This is a genomic window from Bacillus sp. ISL-77 (genome assembly GCF_018613105.1).
Map to the genome: position 1 here is coordinate 47,015 of NZ_JAGGQY010000007.1, position 22,900 is coordinate 69,914.

Consider the following 22,900-nt stretch of genomic DNA (forward strand, 5'->3'; position numbering starts at 1 on the left):
GCCATTCATTTATGTGTTTTTGCTATCGTTAAGCAACTCTTGAAAGGAGTGAACCGAGGGTGTTAACAAACAGTTTAGTATTAGCCACTGCTGCTGAAGGCGGCGGCCACATTAATACTGGGGATATTTTCTTCCAGCTTATCGTTTTTCTTGTATTGTTAGCCTTGCTCAAAAAGTTTGCATGGGGTCCATTAATGGGTATTATGAAGACGCGTGAAGAGCATATTGGTAGTGAAATTAGTGCGGCAGAAAACAGCCGTTTAGAAGCAGAAAAGATTTTACAAGAACAAAGAAATCTTTTAAAAGAAGCACGTAATGATGCGCAAAACTTAATCGAAAATGCCAAAAAGCAAGGTGAACTTCAACGTGAAGAAATCGTTGCGGCATCTCGTACAGAAGCTGAACGCGTCAAAGAAGCAGCAAAGCTTGAAATTGAGCAGCAAAAAGAAAAAGCTGTTGCCGCTATTCGCGAACAAGTTGCCTCACTATCTGTATTAATTGCTTCTAAAGTAATTGAAAAAGAATTAACTGCAGCAGATCAGGAGCAGCTCATTAACGAATATATTAAAGAGGCAGGAGAAGAGCGATGAGTAACTCAATGGTAGCAAAACGCTACGCGTTGGCTCTTTTCCAAATTGCGAAAGAAACTCAAGCGCTCGGAGTTATTGAAGAAGAACTTCGTGTAGTGAAGGAAGTTGTACAATACAATCCTGAATTAAAAAATATCTTAAATTCTTCTAAGCTTTCAATTGAAGAGAAAAAAGAAATCATTAAGTCATCTTTCGCAACAGTAAATGTAAATGTATTAAATACAATGTTGATCTTAATCGACCGCCACCGTGAAGACCAAATCGTTGACGTGGCAAATGAATTTTTAGAGCTGGCAAATGATGAGATGGGCATTGCCGAGGCGCAAGTTTACAGCACCCGTGAATTAACGGATGCGGAACGCGAAGCAATCTCATCTGTATTTGCAGCAAAAGTGGGCAAAAAGTCCCTAAAAATTGAAAATATCGTAGATTCCAACCTGCTTGGCGGTATCCGCCTTCGCATTGGAAATCGTATATATGACGGGTCATTAAGAGGAAAACTCGATCGTTTAGAACGTAAATTGTTAAGCTAGATTCGAAAGATTAGGGGTGAAACTCATGAGCATCAAAGCTGAAGAAATTAGTGCCCTGATAAAAAAGCAAATTGAAAACTATCAGGCGGAAATTCAAGTAACTGATGTTGGTACAGTTATCTCAATCGGTGACGGTATCGCACGTGTTCATGGCCTCGACAATGTCATGGCTGGAGAACTTGTTGAATTTTCAAACGGCGTTATGGGTATGGCACAAAACCTTGAAGCAAATAACGTTGGTATTATCATTCTCGGACCTTACACTGAAATCAAGGAAGGTGACGAGGTTCGCCGTACAGGACGCATCATGGAGGTTCCAGTTGGTGAGGAATTGATCGGACGCGTGGTAAACTCGCTTGGACAACCAGTTGATGGTATGGGGCCAATCAATACAACAAAAACACGCCCAGTTGAGGCAGTTGCTCCAGGCGTTATGGCTCGTAAATCCGTTCATGAGCCATTACAAACAGGTATTAAAGCGATTGACGCCCTTGTGCCAATCGGACGTGGTCAACGTGAGTTAGTCATCGGTGACCGTCAAACAGGTAAAACATCTGTTGCGATCGATACGATTATCAATCAAAAAGGTCAAAACATGGTTTGTATCTATGTTGCGATCGGTCAAAAGGAATCAACCGTTCGTAACGCAGTTGAAACACTACGTAAATACGGCGCGTTAGAATACTCAATCGTTGTTACTGCTTCTGCATCACAACCTGCTCCGTTGCTATATTTAGCTCCATATACTGGTGTTTCAATGGCTGAAGAGTTTATGTATGCTGGCAAACACGTATTGATTGTATATGATGATCTTTCTAAACAAGCAGCTGCCTACCGTGAGCTTTCCTTGCTGCTTCGTCGTCCTCCAGGTCGGGAAGCCTATCCAGGGGATGTTTTCTACTTGCACAGCCGCTTACTAGAGCGTGCCGCAAAAATAAACGATACACTTGGTGCTGGTTCGATCACTGCGCTTCCGTTCATTGAAACGCAAGCAGGGGACGTTTCAGCGTATATCCCAACAAACGTTATTTCAATTACTGATGGACAAATTTTCTTACAATCTGACTTATTCTTCTCCGGTGTTCGTCCGGCGATCAACGCGGGTCTTTCCGTATCACGTGTAGGTGGATCTGCACAAATCAAGGCGATGAAAAAGGTATCTGGTACCCTACGTCTTGACCTTGCCTCTTACCGTGAATTAGAAGCATTTGCTCAGTTTGGATCAGACTTAGATAAAGCGACTCAAGCAAAACTTAATCGTGGTGCACGTACGGTTGAAGTTCTGAAACAAGATCTTCACAAGCCACTATCAGTTGAGAAGCAAGTTGCAATCCTTTACGCATTAACACGCGGTTTCCTTGATGATATTCCATTAGAGGATGTCCGTCGTTTTGAATCAGAATACCTTAATTGGTTAGACCACAACCGCAAAGAGTTGTTAGACCATATTACAAAAACGAAGGACCTTCCTTCTGATGACGATATGGCTTCTGCAATCAACGCCTTCAAAAAGACGTTTGCAGTTTCCGAATAATAGGGTCTGACATTTAGAACGGTGAGCGGGCGGCACCCGTAAGGCGGGCCGCACGCCCAACCAGACATTCTTTGAAAAAGGGTGGTGAGAACCTATGGCTTCATTACGTGAGATAAAAACTCGTATCAATTCAACTAAAAAGACGAGCCAAATAACAAAAGCAATGGAAATGACCTCTGCTGCAAAGTGGAATCGTGCCGTCGTAAATGCGAAAGCATTTGTACCTTATATGGAAAAAATCCAAGAAGTAACGGCATCGATTGCAATTGGCTCAGGCGGAGTAAATCATCCCATGCTGACCAGTCGACCTGTTAAGAAAACCGGTTATATTGTTATGACTTCTGACAGCGGACTTGCTGGCGGTTTTAACAGCAACGTTCTCCGTCATGTTTTTCAAACAATCCAAAGCCGTCATAAATCGAATGATGAATTCGCGATCATTGCAATCGGAAGAATGGCACGTGACTTTTTTGTCAAACGCGGCATGAATGTGGTCCTTGAATCGATTGGGATCCCAGCTCAGCCTAACTTTGCTGACATTCAAGACACTACCCGAGCAACGGTTGGAATGTTTACCGATGGAACTTTCGATGAATTATATGTCTATTACAGTCATTATGTAAGTGCCATTTCACAGGAAGTACAGGAGAAGAAGCTCCTTCCGTTATCGGACTTAGCCACTTCAAACAAACTCATTTCCTATGAATTTGAGCCGTCTGCTGAAGAAATATTAGAAGTTCTCCTGCCTCAATATGCTGAAAGTTTGATCTACGGAGCACTCTTAGACAGCAAAGCGAGTGAGCATGCTGCTCGGATGACGGCAATGAGAAATGCAACTGATAATGCTAAAGAACTAATTAATCACTATACACTAGTTTTCAACCGTGCCCGTCAAGCAGCGATCACCCAAGAAATCACGGAAATCGTTGGCGGTGCGGCAGCGCTTGAATAAAACCTTTATTTTAAAAATGAACCCGATGTAGCGGGTTTGACTAGATTTTGAGCAGGGAACGCTATGTCCGTTCCCACTCATTTTGTTCATTATAGAACAAGACGCGTGACCACAATGAGTTCATTTTCATAAAAATGCTTGTGGTGGTTTCTGCGAGAGAGTAAGTAAGGAGGGAAAACGATGAGCAAAGGACGCGTTCTTCAGATTATGGGTCCGGTAGTTGACGTTAAGTTCGAAAGCGGTCATCTGCCTGCGATTTATAATGCGTTGAAAATTTCAAGTAAAGCGAGTAATGCATCCGAAGTTGATATCAACATTACCCTTGAAGTAGCTCTTCATTTAGGTGATGATACAGTTCGTACGATCGCGATGTCTACCACAGATGGTTTAACTCGTGGAATAGAAGTTGAAGATACTGGTAATCCGATTTCTGTACCTGTTGGTGATGTAACACTTGGTCGTGTATTTAACGTATTGGGTGAAACGATTGACCTTGCGGCTGAGATTCCAGCAAGTGAGCGCCGTGATTCGATTCACCGCGAAGCACCAACATTTGAAAACCTTTCTACTGAAGTTGAAATTCTTGAAACTGGTATTAAGGTAGTAGACCTTCTTGCACCATATATTAAAGGTGGAAAAATCGGTCTTTTCGGTGGTGCGGGTGTAGGTAAAACCGTATTAATCCAGGAATTGATCAATAACATCGCTCAAGAGCACGGTGGTATTTCGGTATTCGCCGGTGTTGGTGAGCGTACTCGTGAAGGTAATGACCTTTACCACGAGATGACTGATTCAGGCGTTATCAAGAAAACTGCGATGGTATTTGGACAAATGAACGAGCCGCCTGGCGCACGTATGCGTGTTGCTTTAACAGGTTTGACAATGTCTGAGTATTTCCGTGATGAGCAAGGACAAGACGTTCTTTTCTTCATGGATAACATTTTCCGTTTCACGCAAGCAGGTTCTGAGGTTTCCGCGCTACTTGGCCGTATGCCATCAGCGGTAGGTTACCAGCCAACTCTTGCTACTGAGATGGGTAAATTACAAGAGCGTATTACGTCTACAAACCTAGGATCTGTAACATCGATCCAAGCGATTTATGTACCAGCCGATGACTATACGGATCCGGCTCCGGCTACTACTTTCGCTCACTTAGATGCAACAACAAACCTTGAGCGTAAGCTTTCTGAGATGGGTATTTACCCAGCGGTGGATCCTTTGGCTTCAACATCACGTGCATTGTCACCTGATATTGTTGGTGAGGAGCACTATAATGTAGCCCGCCAAGTACAATCAACATTACAACGTTATAAAGAGTTACAAGATATTATCGCGATCCTTGGTATGGATGAACTAAGTGATGATGATAAGTTAACGGTACAACGTGCGCGTCGTATTCAAGTGTTCTTATCTCAAAACTTCCATGTTGCTGAACAGTTTACTGGCCAGCCAGGTTCTTATGTACCTGTTAAGGAAACTGTTCGTGGTTTCAAAGAGATTCTTGAAGGTAAGTATGACCACCTTCCAGAAGATGCTTTCCGTCTCGTTGGCCGTATTGAGGATGTTATTGAGAGCGCGAAACGCATGGGTGTAGAGGTCTAAACAGAGCCTGGAGGGTAAAAAATGAAGACGATTCGAGTCAGTATTGTTACTCCCGATGGCCTGGTGTTTGATTCAGATGTGGAAATGGTAAGTACCAAGGCAACAAGTGGTGATTTGGGGATTTCCCCAGGCCACATGCCGTTGGTGGCTCCGCTCGAAATTACTTCCGTACGTCTTAAAAAAGACGGAAAAACGGAATTTATCGCGGTCAGCGGTGGAATTTTAGAGGTCCGTCCTGATCAGGTGACTATCTTAGCCCAATCAGCGGAAGTTGCGTCTGAAATTGATGTTGAACGTGCCATAAGAGCGAAGGAACGCGCGGAACAGCGTCTGAGAGACCATCAAGTCGAGCATACCGATTTCAGACGTGCTGAGCTTGCCTTGCAGCGTGCCATCAATCGCCTCGGCGTATCGGAACGAAGAATGTAGTTTTTTTGGAAAAAGTAAAACCCCTCTGGCGGCTAAATGCTGCTGGAGGGGTTTTTTGTGGTTTTTGGGTGTTTGTATTTATGGTTGTGGTGTGGAGGGAGGGGGATATTAGCATATTCATGATGGGAAGAAAGTTACCTAGCCAGTCTTGCGACTGGCTTTTTGGGTTGGTTGAGGGTTTATTGGGGGAGTGGACAGTATATGTAGGAAGGTGGACAGTAAATTAATAAAAGTCGACAGTAAATTAGGAAAAGTGGACAGTAAATATGAGGATTTATTAAAAGAGGTATCTAGAAAAGCCAAAGAGGGAGCACCTCGTTCTATTATTTGAGTAAATTAGATACCTAGCCAGTCTTGCGACTGGCTTTTTTGGTTGGTTTGAGGGCTTATTGGGGGAGAGGACAGTAAATATGAGGTTTTATTGAAAGAGGTATTTGGAAAGGGTAATGAGGGAGAGTTATTTCTATAATAGTGGGAAATTAGTTAGGTGAGCCAGTCTTACGACTGATTTTTAGCGGGAGCTAAGACTTGATTCGGAAAATAGCATGAAAAGTTGAAGTATGAATATGATTGTATAGGGACATGTTTAAATAATGTGAGATTGAGCTTTGTTTGGTTAGATTATTACTTTTTTAGAAAAATATAAGTTTGTTTAAAAAAAGAGATATTCGGTGAATTTTTAATGACAAAACTCACTGACATTGTACACATTTTGTTGTTAAATAGGGGTTGTTGTCGAATTATTAGGTAGGTTATTGGGTTCTTGCGAACCCTTTATGCACGTCATCTTCCGCTAACGCTCCAGATCACGTGCACTAAAACATGTCCGTCTATATCTGGTGTGGCGGGTTCGCTCTTGCGTCATCTCTGAGGTAATTCAGGATGTGTTTCTGCGAGATCACGCAAACGCTCAGGGGAAGGGACTTCATGTCGACGACTTAGTTCAGGTGTAAATTGTAATTCTACCCGCCGGATGCTAGCGCATCCTGCGCTTCAGCTATCGCTGAAGCTTGCAAAATTCCTGATTGAAAGTCTCTTTTGAGAGCGAGCTCTCAAGAGCCTTTTAATCAGGAATTTCGAGGCGGATAGAATTCCAATTTTTATGAATTTGGTTTGTCGACATGGGTTTGTAACAGTGCTATAATGAATTCGGTTACAATATTCATTAGTATGAAAATTTACAACATTGGAGGGGATAGATATGGAACTTCTAAATGTATATCAGAATAATTATCTGATCGTCTTTGCGTTTCTATGTCTTGGGGTGCTGCTGCCTGTGGTGGCTTTATATTTAGGTAAGCTTCTGCGTCCGCATAAACCGAGCGAAGCGAAGTATACCACATATGAGAGCGGTATTGAGCCTTTTCACGATTCCCGTGTACAGTTCAATGTCCGCTATTATATTTTTGCCCTGATGTTTGTTATTTTTGATGTAGAAACCGTGTTTTTATATCCATGGGCGGTGGCCTATGATAAACTGGGGATTTTTGCACTAATCGAGATGTTGATTTTCGTTATTATGTTATTAATTGGCCTTGTGTATGCCTGGAAAAAGAAGGTGCTACGATGGAATTAAAACTAGATGGCATTTCACAACAAGAAATGGCCGAGTTACAGCGAAATGTATTTATGACTACGCTAGAGCAAATTAAAGCTTGGGCTCGAAGCAGTTCGATCTACCCGGTGACATTTGGTCTGGCTTGTTGTGCGATTGAGATGATGGGTGTAGGCGGAGCGAATTATGATTTGGATCGTTCGGGTTCCTTTTTCCGTACGTCACCACGCCAGTCGGATTGTATGATTGTGTCTGGAACGGTGACGAAGAAGATGGCACCAATTTTACGAAGATTATATGACCAAATGCCTGAACCAAAATGGGTCATTGCGATGGGTTCTTGTGCGACAGCAGGTGGGCCGTATGTAAAGTCTTATTCCGTCGTTAAGGGAGTCGATCAAATCGTTCCTGTCGATGTGTACATACCTGGATGCCCTCCAAACCCAGCCGCTTTAATTTATGGAATCAATAAATTAAAGGAAAAGATTCGCTATGAAGCGAAGACTGGGAAGAAGGTGATCTAACCGATGAGTGGGGATAAAGATCTTGATCAGTTAAAAAAGGAAGCCGTTGAAAAGGCGAAAGCGGCAGCGGCGGCGAAACGGGCGGCGAAGGCCGCAGGGGAAGCATCACCAACTCCGAAGCAGGAGGAAAAACCGTCGGAACCAGTTAAGGCCGAAGCACCAGAGCCAGAACCAGCACCGGCAAATGACGGCGATGATCTAGCGAAGAAAAAGGCGGCGGCGGTAGCGAAAGCGAAGGCGGCAGCAGCGGCAAAGCGAAAAGCGATGGAGCTTGCTGGCACTCCAGCCCCAGCCGAGGAATCTGCGCCAGTTGAAACACCAGCACCAGTGACTGAAACTTCTGCTTCAGACGACAGTGACGATTTAGCAAAGAAAAAGGCAGCAGCGGTAGCGAAAGCGAAAGCGGCGGCCGCAGCGAAGAAAATAGCGATGGAACTAGCTGGCGGAGCAGCCCCAGCAGCTGAATCCGAGGCAGGCGATAACGCCCCAGCCGGAGACGATGCTAAGGCAAAAGCGGCAGCAGCGGCCAAGGCGAAAGCAGTGGCGGCAGCAAAAGCAAAGGCAGCGGCAGCGGCGAAAGCCAAAGCGGCAGGAGCAGAAGCAGGAACCGACTCAGTCGCACCAGCAGGCGGCGATGACGAAAAAGCTAAAGCGATTGCAGCAGCGAAAGCAAAGGCCAAAGCAGCGGCAGCAGCCAAGGCGAAAGCGGCAGCGGGCGGAAAAGCGGATGCTACAGCGGCTCCAGCAGCCGAAACGAAGCCATCACCAAACCAGCCATACCTCGATAAGTATGTGAAGGTGATTACCGAACATCTGGGTTCAGATGTTTTAGAAGATTCTTATATTAATAAACTATCTAAGGACGTTCCAACCCTTGTGGCGAAGCGTGATACATATTACAAAGTAGCTCAATTTTTAAAATACAACGAGCTCTTAGGGTTCGATTATTTATCAGAGCTTCATGGGACAGACTTTGAAACACATATGGAAGTTTATGTTCACTTGTACTCATACAAAAACCGTCAGTCCGTCGCCCTAAAAGTGAAGATTGACCGCAGCGAACCAACAATCGAGTCCTTGCAGCCACTTTGGGCAGGCGCAGAATGGCCTGAATGTGAAGCCTATGATTTACTAGGAATCAAGTTTCCAGGACATCCAGACTTACGGCGCATCTTGCTAGGCGAAGAATGGGTTGGCCATCCACTGCGAAAAGATTACGAGCCGTACGACGTGGAGGTGTAACCAATGATCAGAACAGAAGAAATGATATTAAACGTCGGTCCTCAGCATCCAAGTACGCACGGAGTTTTCCGGCTGGTTGTTAAAATTGATGGGGAAATCATTACCGAAGCGAAACCTGTCATCGGGTACTTACACCGCGGGACAGAAAAATTAGCAGAAGACCTGCAATATACGCAGATTATTCCTTACACCGACCGAATGGACTATTTGTCCTCGATGACCAATAACTATATCCTCTGTCATGCCGTCGAGACAATGATGGGGATTGAAATTCCTGAACGAGCTGATTTCTTACGCGTGATTGCGATGGAATTGAACCGGATTGCCAGCCACCTTGTCGCCTGGGGTACGTATATCCTTGACTTAGGTGCAACAAGTCCGTTTATCTACGCCTTCCGTGACCGCGAAATGATTATCAATATGCTCAACGAATTATCGGGGGCACGCTTGACCTTCAACTATATGCGCGTTGGCGGTGTGAAGTGGGATGCACCTGAAGGCTGGATTGAAAAAGTAGGCAGCTTTGTACCATACTTGCGCGGCCAGCTGAAAGGCTATCACGATCTTGTGTCCGGAAATGAAATCTTCCTCGACCGGGTCAAAGGCGTCGGCAAATATACAAAAGAAGAGGCACTCCAATATTCACTGAGCGGACCAAACCTGCGCAGTACAGGCGTGAAATGGGATCTTCGTAAAGATGAGCCTTACTCCGTTTACAACCGTTTTACCTTTGATGTACCAACCTCAGAGGACGGCGATTGCTTAGCTCGCTACCATTTGCGTCTTGCGGAGATTGAAGAATCCTTGAAAATCCTGGAACAAGCCGTGGAACAATTCCCTGGTGAAGGTCCCATTATGGCGAAAGTGCCGAAAATCATTAAGGCACCTAAAGGCGAAGCCTTCGTCCGCATTGAATCACCGCGCGGAGAGATTGGCTGCTATATTTACAGCGACGGCAAAAAAGAACCGTACCGCTTAAAGTTTAGAAGACCATCCTTCTATAACCTGCAAATTCTCCCGAAACTATTAAAGGGTGAAAATATTGCAAACATGATTGCTATTTTAGGGGCAGTTGATATTGTCCTTGGGGAGGTTGACGGCTAATGATAGAAGAATTGCTCCAGTCAAGTCCGGGGTGGGCTAACTTTGGAATTTTCTTTTTACTCGGCGCTGTCTTGCTTTTAATTGTATTAGGATTTGTTACCTACGGAATTTTAGCAGAGCGGAAAGTCTTAGGCTACATGCAGCTGCGCCATGGTCCAAACCAGGTCGGCGGTAAATGGGGACTATTACAAACCGTCGCAGACGTCCTCAAGCTGTTACTAAAAGAGGACATCATTCCAAAAGCAGCCGACAAGCCATTATTTATCATTGCACCAGTCATCGCCTTCGCGCCATCCTTTATGGTCCTGGCGACAATGCCGTTCACAGACGCCTTTCAATTTGCTGACATCGGTGTCGGATTACTCTATTATATTGCCGTTAGCGGATTAACCACCTTTGGCATGCTCCTTGGCGGCTGGGCATCAAATAACAAGTATGCCCTCTTAGGAGGAATGCGTGCATCAGCCCAAATGATTTCCTACGAAATCCCGTTAGTCATGTCCGTCCTAGGTGTCATCCTTTTATCAGGAAGTTTAAACCTAAATGATATCGTTGAGGCACAAAAACATGGCTGGTTTGTACTCTTACAGCCAATCGGCTTCATCGTCTTTTTCATTGCATCAATCGCCGAATTAAACCGGACACCATTCGACCTGCCGGAATCGGAAAACGAACTAGTCGCTGGATACCATGTAGAATATTCCGGATTCCGCTGGGCCTTCTTTATGCTCGCTGAATATGTGTACTTATTCGCAATGTCCGCACTCATTACCGTCGTCTTCCTTGGCGGATGGCTGGCACCAATTAGCTTCCTGGACTTCATCCCAGGCGCCGTCTGGTTCGCACTTAAATTCAGCGTCGTCGTCTTTGTCTACATCTGGCTGCGGGCAACACTACCACGTTTCCGCGCCGACAAACTCATGGAATTTGGCTGGAAAGTACTATTGCCAATCGCACTAGCAAACATATTCTTAACAGCATTAGTAAAATCGTTATTTTTCTAAGAAAAGCGGAATCGCCCGTTTAGCATCGTATGGACTGGAGCGCTTCGACTGAGATATAGGAAACACGGAGAGCGTTAGCGATCCGATGTTGACTTATCGTAGGGAGAAGAGCGAAGTACACTAGATGCTGGGCGATGGAGCTAGACAGTTATCGAAGTTCAAAGTTACAGCCTTCACATGGTGCCTGACACCAAAAACCATCTTTAAAATGTAAAAGGGGTGAAAAACGTGCTTGGATTAGTAAAAGGCTTGAAATATACCCTAAAAAACTTGACCAAAGAAAAGGTTACGTATGATTATCCAAACAAGCCGCTTCCACTGCCAGACCGGTTCCGCGGTATTCAAAAGTTTTATCCGGAAAAGTGTATTGTTTGTAATCAGTGTATGAACATCTGTCCGACGGATTGTATTAATTTAACGGGTAAAAAGCATCCGGACCCAACGAAAAAAGGGAAAATCATTGATACCTATGATATTAACTTTGAAATTTGCATCCTTTGTGACTTATGTACGGAGGTATGCCCGACCGAAGCGATTATCATGACCAATAACTTCGAGCTCGCTGAATACAGCCGTGACATGTTATTTAAAAACCTAGAATGGTTAGATGAAAACGATGAAAACATACGGCAGGTGAATAAACCATGACCTTTTCAGGCGAATTCCTCGCTTTTATGGGGCTCGCACTTGTCGCCATTATCGGCGGTGTGCTTCTTTTAAACCTTACCAAGGTGGTTCATATGGTCGTTTCACTGATCTTCACCTTTGTCGCAATTGCTGGAATTTACGTGCTGCTGTCAGCCGAATTTGTGGCAGCTGTGCAAATCTTAATCTATTCAGGTGCGATTACCATCATCATGCTGTTTGGAATCATGTTAACAAAGCATAATGATGAACATGAACCACAAACAGGCAAATGGAGAAAAATCCTCGTCTTCTTAGGGATTCTCGGCTTTGCATTTGCTGTTTACCTTGGCATTTACAATTTCAATATCGAACAGGTTCCGACCACCTTGCATGAAAACAACACGATGCAAATCGGTAAAGCACTTTACTCAAAATACATCATTCCGTTTGAGTTAACGTCTGTTTTACTACTTGTCGCCCTTGTCGGTTCGATTATCTTAGCTAAAAATGAGAAGAAGGAGGCGGACGACCAATGAGTTCTGTTCCCGCTTCAGCCTTCCTGGCACTTGCACTGATCTTGTTTTGCATCGGTTTATACGGTGCGCTCACCAAAAGGAACACCGTTATTGTCCTGATTTCGATTGAATTAATGCTGAATGCGGTCAATATTAATCTCGTAACCTTCAGCAAATATGGAATGGCGCCGTCCATTACCGGCCAAATCTTCGCCCTGTTCGCGATCAGCGTCGCAGCAGCCGAAGCAGCTGTCGGTCTAGCCATCTTAATCTCACTTTACCGCGCCAAAAAGACCGTCAACATCGACGAAATGGACACAATGAAAAACTAAAAAAAATTGGGTGTCAGGCACCACGAAAAGACACTTCGCCATTTTGTCCACCCTGGACGGACACTGCAACTTTGTGTTGAGTTGTCCACTGTACGCGGACATTTATGCGGATTTGTCCACGAAGGGTGTCAGGCACCAGATAAAAATAACTTTCGACAAAACTCGGGTGGTGATAGCCACCGCCCGTGTCTAAGGGGATAGTGATAATGATGGAGAATGCATGGCTCATACCGCTTTTCCCGCTATTATCGTTTTTGATCCTTCTTCTTTTCGGGAAGCGACTGAATGAGGCGAGTGCGTATGTGGGGATTCTGCTCACATTGGCATCGCTTGTCTACTCGATTTTGGTATTATTCGAGCGCTTTTCTGAGCCAACCTATGTTACGAAATTTGACTGGCTCACGATAGGAGATATGCATCTAACAGCGGGCTTTGAAGTGAATCAATTAAATGCATTAATGCTGTTTATCGTATCGCTCGTAAGTTTCTTAGTACATACCTACTCCAAAGGTTATATGCAAGGGGACGAGCGGTTTCCAGTATTCTATGCCTATTTAGGACTCTTTACGTTTGCAATGCTTGGTCTGGTGATTTCACCAAACTTACTGCAAACCTATATTTTCTGGGAGCTTGTCGGTGTCGGTTCCTTCCTATTAATCGGTTTTTATTTTTACAAGGACGAAGCGAAGGCGGCCGCGAAAAAAGCGTTCATTATGACCCGGATCGGGGACGTAGGCTTATTTATCGGCATGATTCTGCTATTCTGGGAAACCAAAAGCTTTGAATATAGTGAAATTTTCGCTGCTGTAGATGCCGGTGCGGTGTCAGGCACCATGATTACCTTAACTGCCATTCTTATTTTCATCGGGGCGGTTGGTAAGTCGGGTCAGTTCCCGCTTCACACCTGGCTTCCGGATGCGATGGAAGGTCCGACGCCTGTTTCGGCCTTAATCCACGCGGCGACGATGGTTGCTGCCGGTGTTTATTTGGTAGCGGCACTATTTCCACTGTTCGCAGCGAGCAAAACAGCGCTCCTTACGATCGCCGTGATTGGCGCGTTTACCGCGATATTTGCGGCAAGCATTGGTCTTGTGCAAACCGATATCAAACGTGTACTCGCGTATTCAACGGTCTCACAGCTTGGTTACATGATGCTTGCCTTAGGGTCTGCCGGATATGTTGCTGGGGTATTCCACCTGATGACACACGCATTCTTCAAGGCGCTATTATTCTTAGCAGCCGGCTCCGTCATTCATGCGGTACATACACAGAACATCGAGGAAATGGGCGGACTTTGGAAAAAGCTCAAACTAACCGGACCGCTATTCTTAATCGGAACACTCGCGATCAGCGGTGTCCCAGGGCTTTCCGGATTCTTCTCCAAAGATGAAATTTTAGTTGCGGCCTGGGAAGGCGGACATCCAATCCTCTTCTTACTCGCTCTTGCGGCCGCATTTATGACAGCTTTCTATATGTTCCGCTTGTTCTTCATGGTATTTACCGGTGAAGCACGCGGAGAACAAAAGCATGTGCACGAATCACCAGTGAACATGACTTACCCGATGATTCTCCTCGGTGTGCTGGCGATTGTTGCTGGTTATGTCAATACACCTTGGTTTGGAACGTTCCTTGGCGACTGGCTTGTTGATGGCAACGAAGCGCTCGCGCACCATGGGCACGTCGAAGGTCCAAGCTGGATCATGATTGCTGCAACGGTTGTTTCCTTAGCGGGAATTTACCTTGCATACTTGATGTACAGCAAGCGGTCTGTGGCCCGCAACTGGTTAAGCGGCACAGGGGATACATTACACACGATTTTAACGAACAAATATTACGTCGACGAGTTCTATCAACTGACTGTCGTCGCGTTTACTAAAGGACTCAGCTACTTCTTACGTTTCATTGATGTCTTCCTTGTTGGCGGACTCGTCAAGGGTGTAGTTGGGATTGTCCAAGGTCTTGGGGCAGCAGGTTCGAAGCTGCAAACCGGACAGGTTCAAACTTACGGCGCGGTCGCCTTTATTGGGCTAGCGGTCCTCGTTGTCATCTTTGCATTAACTGGGGGGTACCTACGATGAATTTAACATCTGTTCTTTCAATCCTAGTATTCTCCCCTTTACTAGGTATCGTCGTTTTGGCTTTTATGCCTAAAACGGAAGAAAAAGCGATTAAAGCGGTTGGCTTTCTAGCCACACTGCCGGCCTTACTGTTGGCACTGGCTGCCTATCTTCATTATCAATTTGGCAAGGATTTGGCGGATTTTACCGTATCTGTCCCGTGGATTCAATTCCGCGGCATAGCCGGCGTCGAAGAGCCAGTTTTCTCGGTGTATTATGAACTTGCCTTGAGCGGTTTTCAACTCTTGCTGGTCGTCCTCACAGCGGTCGTAGCGACGCTGTCAGCGATTGCGGCGGCAAAGTTTGTGAAAAAGGAATGGAAAGGCTATTTCATGCTCTTCCTTCTGTTAGAAATCGGAATGCTCGGCGTGTTTACCGCTGAAAACTTAATTCTGTTCTTCATCTTCTTTGAAGTCACCTTAATCCCGACCTTCTTCTTAATCGGAAAATGGGGTTATTTTGAAAAAGAAAAGGCAGCTTACAGCTTCTTAATTTATAACGGCTTAGGGTCAGCTGTACTGCTTATCGTCATCATGATTCTGTTTGCAAAAACAGGCACGACGAATATTGATACCCTGGTCCAAATGGTGGCCGATCCAAACGCGCCGCTGTCTGGCGACTTAAAGCTTGGCTTGTTCATTGCTTTATTGATTGCGTTTGGTGTAAAATTACCGATTTTCCCATTACACAGCTGGATGCTGAAGGTACACGTTCAAGCGCCGCCATCTGTTGTTATGATCCACTCAGGGATTCTCCTGAAGATCGGTGCGTACGGATTAATTCGTTTTGGGATGGGGATTTTTCCCGAGCAGTTTCAAACACTTGCGACGCTGATTGCTGTCCTTGGAGTGATTAATCTCCTTTATGGGGCGTTTCTAGCGTTCATTCAAACAGATTTTAAAATGGTTTTGGCTTATTCATCCATTTCTCATATGGGTATTGTGTTAATCGGACTTGCGGCGATGAATGAGGCTGGGGTTCAGGGGGCGATTTTCCAAGTGATTTCGCACGGATTGATTTCCGCGCTGTTGTTCTTCTTGGTGGGCATCCTTTATGAACGCACCGATACATCGCTGATTGAGAATCTTGGCGGAATGGCGAAGGGCATGCCGATTGCTGCGGGCTTTTTGTTGGCCGCAGGGATGGCGTCGCTTGGATTGCCAGGGATGTCTGGATTTGTGAGTGAGTTTATGGCGTTCCTCGGTCTTTTCAAAGAAATGCCGTGGATTGCCGCAGTTGGTACGATCGGGATTATCATGACGGCGGCTTACTTGCTTCGCGCTGTGTTAGGAATCACGTACGGCCAGTCGCATCGTGAATTTACTGGCGTCCTTGATCTTAAAGGTGTGGAATTTGTGCCAGTGGTTATTTTGATGTTGTTAATCGTTGTAATTGGTGTTTTCCCAAGTGTCCTCAGCGCGCCATTAAAAACTACACTTGAAACAATCATGCTAGGGATAGGAGGGTGATGAAGGATGAGTCTTGAGACCTTGCAGCAATTTAATTGGAGTGCCATGACGCCAGAGTTCATCATCCTTGGTGTATCAGCACTTCTTACACTTTTAGATTTATTTATGCCGAAAAATATGGATCGAAAAATTCTCGGCTGGATCGGGATTGCGGCCATTTTTGCTGCGATCGTTTCTGTGCTTGGCATGGTCGGCGGACCAGTGACGTCCATTTTGGAGAATTCGTTCCGCTTAGATAGTTTCGCGATGGCCTTTAAATTATTGCTGCTTGCAGGTGCAGGTCTGGTCATGTTCTTGGCCGTCAGCTATGAGCCGAAAGACGGCTTGGAAGAATATCGCGGCGAGTTTTATTATTTGTTCTTATCGGCCTTGCTCGGTGCGATGATTATGACATCCAGCGGCGATCTAATTACGCTGTTTATCGGCTTGGAATTGTTAACTGTTTCTTCTTATATTTTAGCGGGGATCCGCAAGTATCATTTAGAGTCTAACGAATCAGCGATGAAGTACGTCATCAATGGCGGAATTTCGACTGCGATTACGTTGTTTGGGATGAGCTATATCTATGGCTTAACAGGCTCAACCAACTTGCTCGACATTGCCGGCCGGTTGTCCACGGTTACGGGTGGCCAGCAAGCTTACTTGTTAACCTTGGCATTTTTGATGGTTTTTGTTGGATTAGCCTTTAAACTGGGTGCGGCTCCGTTCCATATGTGGGCACCTGACGTTTACCAAGGGGCGCCAACGCCGGTTACTGCTTTTCTAAGTGTGGTTTCGAAGACAGCGGGCTTTGTGATTGTACTCCGCATTTTGTTAACGGTATTTGGTTCGGCTGCATCGGTTGGAAATCCACAAATGCCGATTTTGTTAGAGATGCAGGACTACATCGCCTTTATCGCTGGGGCGACCATGATTATTGGTAACTTTATTGCTTTGAAGCAGTCGAACATAAAACGAATGTTTGCTTACTCAAGTATCGCTCATGCCGGTTATATTTTAGTGGCGTTAACGTCGCTCAGCTCGAATATGTTTTATTCGATCTGGTTCTACTTACTCGCTTACTTGTTCATGAACCTTGGCGCGTTTGCGGTCATCCAGGTGGTTAGCGAAAAAACAGGCTCAACGGAGATTGCTGATTTTGCTGGATTGTATCGCCGCTCGCCGGTGCTTGCAGTCGTGATGGGCTTACTGCTTGTTTCGTTGGCAGGTTTCCCGGGGACAGCTGGTTTCATTGGAAAATTAAACATCTTTATCGGGGCATTTTATGGTACGCCGCATTATGTGCTTGCGTCGATTATGATTGCGACGACGGTCGTTTCGTATTTCTACTATTTCGGCGTGATGACGCAAATGTTCTTCCGTCCGGCAAGCGATGACAGCAAGTTCAATCTTCCATTCGGAATTATTGTGGTCTTGATTGTTGCTGTGGTTGGTTCAGTACTGTTTGGTGTGATGCCGAATATCGCTTTAGATTTTATGCAAAATAATCTTGATATCTTAGCAGACTTTTTCAGCTAGTTGTTAAGGGAGGGTTAGGCTGCTTGGGGGAAGGCGGCCGGTTAATTTAAAGGGGTTTTATATGAAGAAGAAGAGGTTGGGGAACCTCTTCTTTTTTTGTATCTATTATTTATTTAATTTTTGTTACTCAAGGCAGGGTTTCGATTTCTAATTGATTTGAATCGGTCTTCCTCATGATCAGGTGTTGGTTCCACGTCTAAAGGAATCTCTTCTTCACTGTCGATCATATTATGGGCAGAGTCTTCTCTTTTCTTAACCAGGACTAAGATCTTACCTTCTTCAACGGACTCCCCATAATACTTGGCGTCATCGTCTGGAATTCCAAGTCCGATAAGTGCTCCAGTTAATCCACCTACACCTGCACCGGTTAAAGCGCCCATTATACTTGCAGCGATTGGACCTGCGGCGACAATCGGGCCAATACCGGGTATGGCAAGAGCGCCAAGTCCAGCTAATAATCCTGTTGCGCCACCGAGTGCCCCACCTGTAATCGCGCCTGTTGCTGCGGTATCTTCGACTGCAGTGCCTGTTTCTTCGGTAACGTAATCAACGTGATTGTGATCTTTACCGATTACACTGATTTCTGACTTATCGTATCCCCATTTTACAAGATCCTCAATTGCGGCAATGGCCTCTTGTTCGGATTGATAAACACCTACAATGTTTTTTTCATGTTTGTTCATTTTTACTCCTCCTCTTATTTAAAATTTGGATGTTTTATAAAAAATGAATATAGTAATATCATTAATAGGTTGCCACTGTGAATGTTTACTATCTTGATAGTTTATCCTTCACTTCTCCAACGCCTTCTTTTACTTTGCCTTTTGCTTTATCCATTTTTCCTTCTACTACCTTTGAATCATCATCTGTTAAATGACCCCATTGTTCTTTAGCTTCTCCTTTTACTTGATCTACATTACCTGACAATTTATCCTTATTCATATTGTTTAGCCTCCTTGTATTTGTGCTTATGGATTTTTATTATCTAGTTCATCTTTCTTTTCACCATCGCTAATACCATTATCTTGATCTGCTATTAAACTCATACCTTTCAGCCCCTTTCGTTTGCATATTGGTTATATTCCCACTGGATAAAATACGAAACCTCATTTTTTTTTCAAAAATAAGGGGTGAATGATCCATCCAGAGTAAAAAATCGTTTTCTTTCTATTAAAGGCCATTTTTTAAAAAGCCTTTGATTACCATTTAAAAAAATTTTATTTGCTGGGGATTGAACCAACTAGTAAAAAAATAAGGTTTCATTTCTTTTATTAGGGTTATATATCCAATAGAAAACTTACTTACGTAAATAAGTTGGAAACTGAAAAAAATGGGGAAAAGGAGATCGATACTATGGATATGAATCAAATGATGACGGGTTGGTACTCTTATTTTAACCAGCTTCCGAACTTGCTGTTTGCCCTTCTTGTATTATTAGTTGGCTGGCTGATTGCTAAGAGTATCGGAAAAGGTGTCGAGGCAATTTTAAAGAAAACACGCTTTGATGATAAGCTTTTTTCAAACTTTGAAAAGAGAAAATATTCTTCTGAAGTGATTATTGGAAAAATTGTTTATTATATTTTACTAGTGTTTGTGTGGATTATCTTTTTTAATATGCTGAACTTAAGCTTGATTGCCACACCACTGGTTCAAATGTTATCAATCATTACAGCAGCGATTCCGAACGTTTTAAAAGCTGCTCTAATATTACTACTAGCTTGGGCAGTTGCCTCACTCGTTCGTATGCTCTTTAAAAAGGCCTCTGCAATGTTTCGTTTTGAACGTCTTTTAGTCAAATGGAAGATGACAAATAATCCAGCGGATGCTGTAAGTAAGGTAAACAGTATCGCAAAAGCTCTTTTCTACTTTGTTTTCTTACTATTTTTACCAGGGGTCTTAGATGCATTGCAAATGGAAGGTGTTTCTGAACCTTTCGCAAACACCCTCTCAACTTTGCTTGCCTTTATACCTAAGTTATTTGCTGCCGCACTGATTGTCTTTGTCGGCTGGCTTATTGCAAAAATTGTCCGTGATATTCTAACAAACTTTTTAAGAAGTATTGGTACGGAGAGAATGGGTCAAAGGTTTGGGTTAAGCCCAACAGGAGAGGGAACCACTCTTTCAAGTATGATCGGCAATATTGCGTTTATCTTAATCTTAATTCCGACGATTATTACAGCCTTAGAAAAACTCGATCTAAAAGGAATTTCTGACCCGGCCATAACGATGCTTCATCATGTGCTCTCCCTCATTCCAAACATCGCTGTGGCGGTAATCTTAATCTTAGTGGGCTTATGGCTTGGAAAATGGGTCGAAAAAATGGTTACTCAAATGCTCTGGCGCTTAAAATTTAATAATTTATTTCACCATATGGGCATTGGCTCATTAAATCCAGAGCCATCCAAGTACAATCTTTCACAAATCGTTGGTATGCTCGCAAAAATAGTGATTGTTTTATTATTTACAGTGGAAGCATTACAAATTGTCCACTTAGAGTTCTTAGTGACTCTTGCCACAGGCGTGATTGCTTATTTACCGATGTTATTCGCTGCACTAGTTATTTTAGGAGTTGGATTATATTTAGGTCATTTAGTAGAACGTATTTTACAAAACATTTTAAGGAACAGCTACTCGCGGACACTTGCAGCTGTTGGGAAATATGCAATCTTTGCAGTTACTGTCTTTATGGCATTAGACCAGCTTCGTGTTGCTCATTCCATCGTAAATGCGGCCTTTATTCTCGTATTAGGTGGAGTAGCATTAGCATTCGGCCTCGCCTTCGGTCTAGGGGGAAAGGAATTTGCCACGAAATATTTAGGCAAGCTAGATAATAAAATAGACAAGAAAATAATAGAATAAAAGATTTAAGCAAAAGGGACAGGTTGTTACCTGATCGCACAAATAACAATCCGAAACTCAGATGATTTCGGATTGTTATTTTTAATAAAAGAGAGGGAGTGAAGCTTCTCTTGATGATAATAAATTTACTTTTAATCACACTATTAATCGCACTTACTGGATTTTTTGTCGCAATCGAATTTGCCATTGTAAAAGTACGACCATCCAGGATTGATCAATTGATTGCGGAAGGAAAGAAGGGTGCTGTTGCAGCTAAAAAGGTAGTATCCCATCTCGATGAATATCTTTCAACCTGCCAACTGGGAATCACAGTAACGGCACTCGGGTTGGGGTGGTTAGGAGAACCAACGGTAGAAAAGCTGCTGCACCCATTGTTAACGGTACTCAACCTAAATGAATCTGTTACACATATTTTATCCTTTGGGCTTGCCTTTGCCTCAGTTACCTTTTTACATGTAGTAATTGGTGAATTGGCGCCTAAAACAGTAGCAATCCAAAAAGCGGAGATTGTAACGCTTTACTTCTCTCGGCCAATCATATGGTTTAACAAAATCATGTTTCCGTTTATCTGGCTATTAAATGGTTCTGCTCGTCTGTTGGCTGGTCTATTTGGCTTAAATCCAGCATCCGAACAAGAATCAGCTCACTCCGAAGAAGAGCTGCGGATCCTCTTGTTAGAAAGCTATAAGAGTGGGGAGATTAATCAGAATGAATTACGATATGTAAACAATATTTTTGAATTTGATGAGAGATTGGCAAAAGAAATCATGGTCCCTCGCACGGAAATTAGCAGCCTTACGTTGGACGACACGATTAATGAAGTTATTAAGAGGGTGAAAAGCGAAAATTATACTCGATATCCAGTAATGGACGGTGATATAGATAATATCATCGGTATCATAAACGTTAAAGCACTCTTAACAGCTAAAATAATGAATAAAGGAAATAAGGAAGAGTTGAAGGTAAAATCCTATATCAATCCTGTTATTTACGTGATCGAAACCATTCCCATTCATGACCTATTGGTGAAAATGCAAAAAGAACGTACACATATGGCCATTCTAATGGATGAATACGGTGGGACTTCTGGTTTGGTTACGGTTGAAGATATTATTGAGGAAATCGTCGGAGAAGTTAGAGATGAATTTGATGCGGATGAAGTTGCAGAGATTCAAAAGATCAAGGAAAACCATTATTTAGTAGATGCAAAACTATTAATAGAGGACGTAAATGATTTACTCGGGACAAGCTTAGCGACTGCAGGAATAATTACAATTGGCGGCTGGTTTCTATCACAAAACCTTGACTCCCAAAAAGGAAGTGAAGTTGTAACAGAAGGATATCTATTCAAAGTCCACACGATCAGTGGTTATCACATTTCGAATTTAGAAGTAAAAAAGATTTAAAACAAAAGAAGGCTTGGAATATCCAAGCTCTTCTAAATATTTCTTTCTAAATACTGTGAGTGCTAAACAACAAGATGTTCATTTAATGTTTGCTGTAACGTTGCTTTTGTCTCTGTATAACTGTGAAGATCGATTCCTAAATTAACCATTCTTCTTACAAGTTCAGGGCGTAATCCAGTTATGACTGATTTAGCACCCATTAACGTTACGCCAATCAATACTTTTTGAAAATCAGAAATCGTACCTTCGTCCATGTCCGATATTCCCGAAAGGTCAATAATCAATGTAAGAATCCTTAACCTTAATATATCCGTTAATACTTTTTCTTCAATAATATCCATTCGATAAGAATCAAACGTACCAATCAACGGCAATACAGCTACAGTTGAGCTAACTGGTATGATTGGAACCGAGAGATGTTCAACTAATTTCCTTTGAGAAAGAATTAATTCATCTTTATACTGTGAATAGCTAATGAAAAAGGTGTTTAGAAATTCATCAATCCCGTCATTAACCTTATGTTCCAATTCGAAAAAATCTTCAATATAATTACCTTTCTCATTTAATTGATCATAAAGTTTTATAAAATGCCATAAGGCACGTCTAATGGCATGTACCCATTCTAGTTTGAACGCCAGAGTTAAAGAATATCTCGCCCAAGCCACTCCTTCTTCATTAGCAAAAGTAATGAGGTCATCTGTTCTATTTTCCACAACGTAAAGAACTAGCTTTTGAGCGTTTTTCAAAAGATCAATATTTCCAGCGGTTAAAATTTTCTCAATATTAGAGGCAACATTGACAGCCTCAGATAACAGCTTATTCTGAAATTCTTCTTTGTTTTCGATAATATAAGCCGAAATATTTCTAGTGTCATAAAAGGTATTCACCGTTTGTTCCTCCTCATATAAAAAAATGTTATTTCGAGGCTTCTACTCTAACCTGCCAATTATCCATTACCCGCTTTTTTGGACAGTTAAACATTTTTTTT

At 43.3% G+C, this 22,900-nt stretch carries 22 protein-coding genes; 19 read left to right on the top strand and 3 right to left on the bottom strand.

Features of this window, described 5'->3' with window-relative positions; translation table 11 throughout:
- Positions 1–59: 59 nt before the first annotated feature.
- The 17 genes from atpF to nuoN all read left to right on the top strand — a co-directional run bounded on the left by atpF (position 60) and on the right by nuoN (position 17,647).
- Positions 60–590 (top strand): F0F1 ATP synthase subunit B, encoded by a 531-nt coding sequence (gene atpF, locus J7E77_RS02060; protein ID WP_098932386.1) that lies wholly within the window; start codon positions 60–62, stop codon positions 588–590.
- Positions 587–1,123: a F0F1 ATP synthase subunit delta gene (locus J7E77_RS02065; protein WP_214712013.1), complete on the top strand. Its 537-nt coding sequence runs from the start codon at positions 587–589 to the stop codon at positions 1,121–1,123. Before atpF ends, J7E77_RS02065 begins: the two co-directional genes overlap by 4 nt.
- 25 nt (positions 1,124–1,148) lie before the next feature.
- Positions 1,149–2,657, top strand: a complete 1,509-nt coding sequence (gene atpA / locus J7E77_RS02070) for a F0F1 ATP synthase subunit alpha (RefSeq protein WP_214712015.1) — start codon at positions 1,149–1,151, stop codon at positions 2,655–2,657.
- Positions 2,658–2,751: 94 nt separating this feature from the next.
- Positions 2,752–3,609, top strand: a complete 858-nt coding sequence (gene atpG / locus J7E77_RS02075; RefSeq protein ID WP_214712017.1) for an ATP synthase F1 subunit gamma — start codon at positions 2,752–2,754, stop codon at positions 3,607–3,609.
- 180 nt (positions 3,610–3,789) lie between these two features.
- Positions 3,790–5,211: a F0F1 ATP synthase subunit beta gene (gene atpD / locus J7E77_RS02080; protein WP_214712019.1), complete on the top strand. Its 1,422-nt coding sequence runs from the start codon at positions 3,790–3,792 to the stop codon at positions 5,209–5,211.
- A 21-nt stretch (positions 5,212–5,232) separates the two neighbouring features.
- On the top strand, positions 5,233–5,640 hold the full coding sequence (locus J7E77_RS02085; RefSeq protein ID WP_214712021.1) for a F0F1 ATP synthase subunit epsilon: 408 nt from the start codon (positions 5,233–5,235) through the stop codon (positions 5,638–5,640).
- A gap of 1,201 nt (positions 5,641–6,841) precedes the next feature.
- Positions 6,842–7,216 carry an NADH-quinone oxidoreductase subunit A gene (locus tag J7E77_RS02090; RefSeq protein ID WP_168241277.1) on the top strand — a complete coding sequence of 125 codons (375 nt, stop codon included), beginning with the start codon at positions 6,842–6,844 and terminating at the stop codon, positions 7,214–7,216.
- Positions 7,207–7,719, top strand: coding sequence for a NuoB/complex I 20 kDa subunit family protein (locus J7E77_RS02095; protein ID WP_088090195.1), 513 nt, complete (start codon positions 7,207–7,209; stop codon positions 7,717–7,719). The genes J7E77_RS02090 and J7E77_RS02095 overlap by 10 nt, the downstream gene beginning before the upstream one ends.
- 3 nt (positions 7,720–7,722) lie before the next feature.
- Positions 7,723–8,961 carry an NADH-quinone oxidoreductase subunit C gene (locus tag J7E77_RS02100; RefSeq protein ID WP_214712023.1) on the top strand — a complete coding sequence of 413 codons (1,239 nt, stop codon included), beginning with the start codon at positions 7,723–7,725 and terminating at the stop codon, positions 8,959–8,961.
- Positions 8,962–8,964: 3 nt separating this feature from the next.
- Complete coding sequence (locus tag J7E77_RS02105; RefSeq protein WP_088090193.1) at positions 8,965–10,065, top strand: NADH-quinone oxidoreductase subunit D; 1,101 nt, start codon at positions 8,965–8,967, stop codon at positions 10,063–10,065.
- Positions 10,065–11,069 carry an NADH-quinone oxidoreductase subunit NuoH gene (gene nuoH, locus J7E77_RS02110; RefSeq protein WP_088090192.1) on the top strand — a complete coding sequence of 335 codons (1,005 nt, stop codon included), beginning with the start codon at positions 10,065–10,067 and terminating at the stop codon, positions 11,067–11,069. The genes J7E77_RS02105 and nuoH overlap by 1 nt, the downstream gene beginning before the upstream one ends.
- Before the next feature lie 228 nt (positions 11,070–11,297).
- Entirely contained in the window at positions 11,298–11,717 is a 420-nt protein-coding gene (gene nuoI / locus J7E77_RS02115; RefSeq protein ID WP_098932391.1) for an NADH-quinone oxidoreductase subunit NuoI, read from the top strand.
- On the top strand, positions 11,714–12,232 hold the full coding sequence (locus J7E77_RS02120; protein ID WP_088090190.1) for an NADH-quinone oxidoreductase subunit J: 519 nt from the start codon (positions 11,714–11,716) through the stop codon (positions 12,230–12,232). Before nuoI ends, J7E77_RS02120 begins: the two co-directional genes overlap by 4 nt.
- A complete protein-coding gene (gene nuoK, locus J7E77_RS02125; protein WP_098932392.1) occupies positions 12,229–12,543 on the top strand; it encodes an NADH-quinone oxidoreductase subunit NuoK in 315 nt (104 codons plus the stop codon). Before J7E77_RS02120 ends, nuoK begins: the two co-directional genes overlap by 4 nt.
- 206 nt (positions 12,544–12,749) lie before the next feature.
- Positions 12,750–14,621, top strand: a complete 1,872-nt coding sequence (nuoL, locus tag J7E77_RS02130) for an NADH-quinone oxidoreductase subunit L (protein WP_214712024.1) — start codon at positions 12,750–12,752, stop codon at positions 14,619–14,621.
- Entirely contained in the window at positions 14,618–16,129 is a 1,512-nt protein-coding gene (locus J7E77_RS02135) for an NADH-quinone oxidoreductase subunit M (RefSeq protein WP_214712025.1), read from the top strand. Before nuoL ends, J7E77_RS02135 begins: the two co-directional genes overlap by 4 nt.
- Positions 16,130–16,135: 6 nt before the next feature.
- Complete coding sequence (gene nuoN, locus J7E77_RS02140) at positions 16,136–17,647, top strand: NADH-quinone oxidoreductase subunit NuoN (protein WP_214712026.1); 1,512 nt, start codon at positions 16,136–16,138, stop codon at positions 17,645–17,647.
- Between the two features lie 113 nt (positions 17,648–17,760).
- Here the strand turns inward: nuoN and J7E77_RS02145 are convergent, their stop codons facing one another.
- Positions 17,761–18,330: a general stress protein gene (locus J7E77_RS02145; RefSeq protein WP_214712027.1), complete on the bottom strand. Its 570-nt coding sequence runs from the start codon at positions 18,328–18,330 to the stop codon at positions 17,761–17,763.
- An 88-nt stretch (positions 18,331–18,418) separates the two neighbouring features.
- Positions 18,419–18,589: a CsbD family protein gene (locus J7E77_RS02150; RefSeq protein ID WP_214712028.1), complete on the bottom strand. Its 171-nt coding sequence runs from the start codon at positions 18,587–18,589 to the stop codon at positions 18,419–18,421.
- 411 nt (positions 18,590–19,000) lie between these two features.
- On the opposite strand from J7E77_RS02150, the gene J7E77_RS02155 reads away from it, so the two are divergent.
- Together J7E77_RS02155 and J7E77_RS02160 are read left to right on the top strand one after the other, a co-directional pair.
- Positions 19,001–20,506: a mechanosensitive ion channel gene (locus tag J7E77_RS02155; RefSeq protein WP_214712029.1), complete on the top strand. Its 1,506-nt coding sequence runs from the start codon at positions 19,001–19,003 to the stop codon at positions 20,504–20,506.
- 110 nt (positions 20,507–20,616) lie between these two features.
- Positions 20,617–21,912, top strand: a complete 1,296-nt coding sequence (locus J7E77_RS02160) for a hemolysin family protein (RefSeq protein WP_214712030.1) — start codon at positions 20,617–20,619, stop codon at positions 21,910–21,912.
- Positions 21,913–21,974: 62 nt separating this feature from the next.
- Here J7E77_RS02160 and J7E77_RS02165 read toward each other — a convergent pair whose 3' ends face one another.
- Positions 21,975–22,799 (bottom strand): STAS domain-containing protein, encoded by an 825-nt coding sequence (locus J7E77_RS02165; RefSeq protein WP_214712031.1) that lies wholly within the window; start codon positions 22,797–22,799, stop codon positions 21,975–21,977.
- Between the last annotated feature and the right edge of the window lie 101 nt (positions 22,800–22,900).

Coding starts and splice junctions, on each gene's coding strand:
- J7E77_RS02065 (WP_214712013.1), top strand. CDS start 587: ATGAGTAACTCAATGGTAGCAAAACGCTACGCGTTGGCTCTTTTCCAA.
- atpA (WP_214712015.1), top strand. CDS start 1,149: ATGAGCATCAAAGCTGAAGAAATTAGTGCCCTGATAAAAAAGCAAATT.
- atpG (WP_214712017.1), top strand. CDS start 2,752: ATGGCTTCATTACGTGAGATAAAAACTCGTATCAATTCAACTAAAAAG.
- atpD (WP_214712019.1), top strand. CDS start 3,790: ATGAGCAAAGGACGCGTTCTTCAGATTATGGGTCCGGTAGTTGACGTT.
- J7E77_RS02085 (WP_214712021.1), top strand. CDS start 5,233: ATGAAGACGATTCGAGTCAGTATTGTTACTCCCGATGGCCTGGTGTTT.
- J7E77_RS02090 (WP_168241277.1), top strand. CDS start 6,842: ATGGAACTTCTAAATGTATATCAGAATAATTATCTGATCGTCTTTGCG.
- J7E77_RS02095 (WP_088090195.1), top strand. CDS start 7,207: ATGGAATTAAAACTAGATGGCATTTCACAACAAGAAATGGCCGAGTTA.
- J7E77_RS02100 (WP_214712023.1), top strand. CDS start 7,723: ATGAGTGGGGATAAAGATCTTGATCAGTTAAAAAAGGAAGCCGTTGAA.
- J7E77_RS02105 (WP_088090193.1), top strand. CDS start 8,965: ATGATCAGAACAGAAGAAATGATATTAAACGTCGGTCCTCAGCATCCA.
- nuoH (WP_088090192.1), top strand. CDS start 10,065: ATGATAGAAGAATTGCTCCAGTCAAGTCCGGGGTGGGCTAACTTTGGA.
- J7E77_RS02120 (WP_088090190.1), top strand. CDS start 11,714: ATGACCTTTTCAGGCGAATTCCTCGCTTTTATGGGGCTCGCACTTGTC.
- nuoK (WP_098932392.1), top strand. CDS start 12,229: ATGAGTTCTGTTCCCGCTTCAGCCTTCCTGGCACTTGCACTGATCTTG.
- nuoL (WP_214712024.1), top strand. CDS start 12,750: ATGATGGAGAATGCATGGCTCATACCGCTTTTCCCGCTATTATCGTTT.
- J7E77_RS02135 (WP_214712025.1), top strand. CDS start 14,618: ATGAATTTAACATCTGTTCTTTCAATCCTAGTATTCTCCCCTTTACTA.
- nuoN (WP_214712026.1), top strand. CDS start 16,136: ATGAGTCTTGAGACCTTGCAGCAATTTAATTGGAGTGCCATGACGCCA.
- J7E77_RS02145 (WP_214712027.1), bottom strand. CDS start 18,330: ATGAACAAACATGAAAAAAACATTGTAGGTGTTTATCAATCCGAACAA.
- J7E77_RS02150 (WP_214712028.1), bottom strand. CDS start 18,589: ATGAATAAGGATAAATTGTCAGGTAATGTAGATCAAGTAAAAGGAGAA.
- J7E77_RS02155 (WP_214712029.1), top strand. CDS start 19,001: ATGGATATGAATCAAATGATGACGGGTTGGTACTCTTATTTTAACCAG.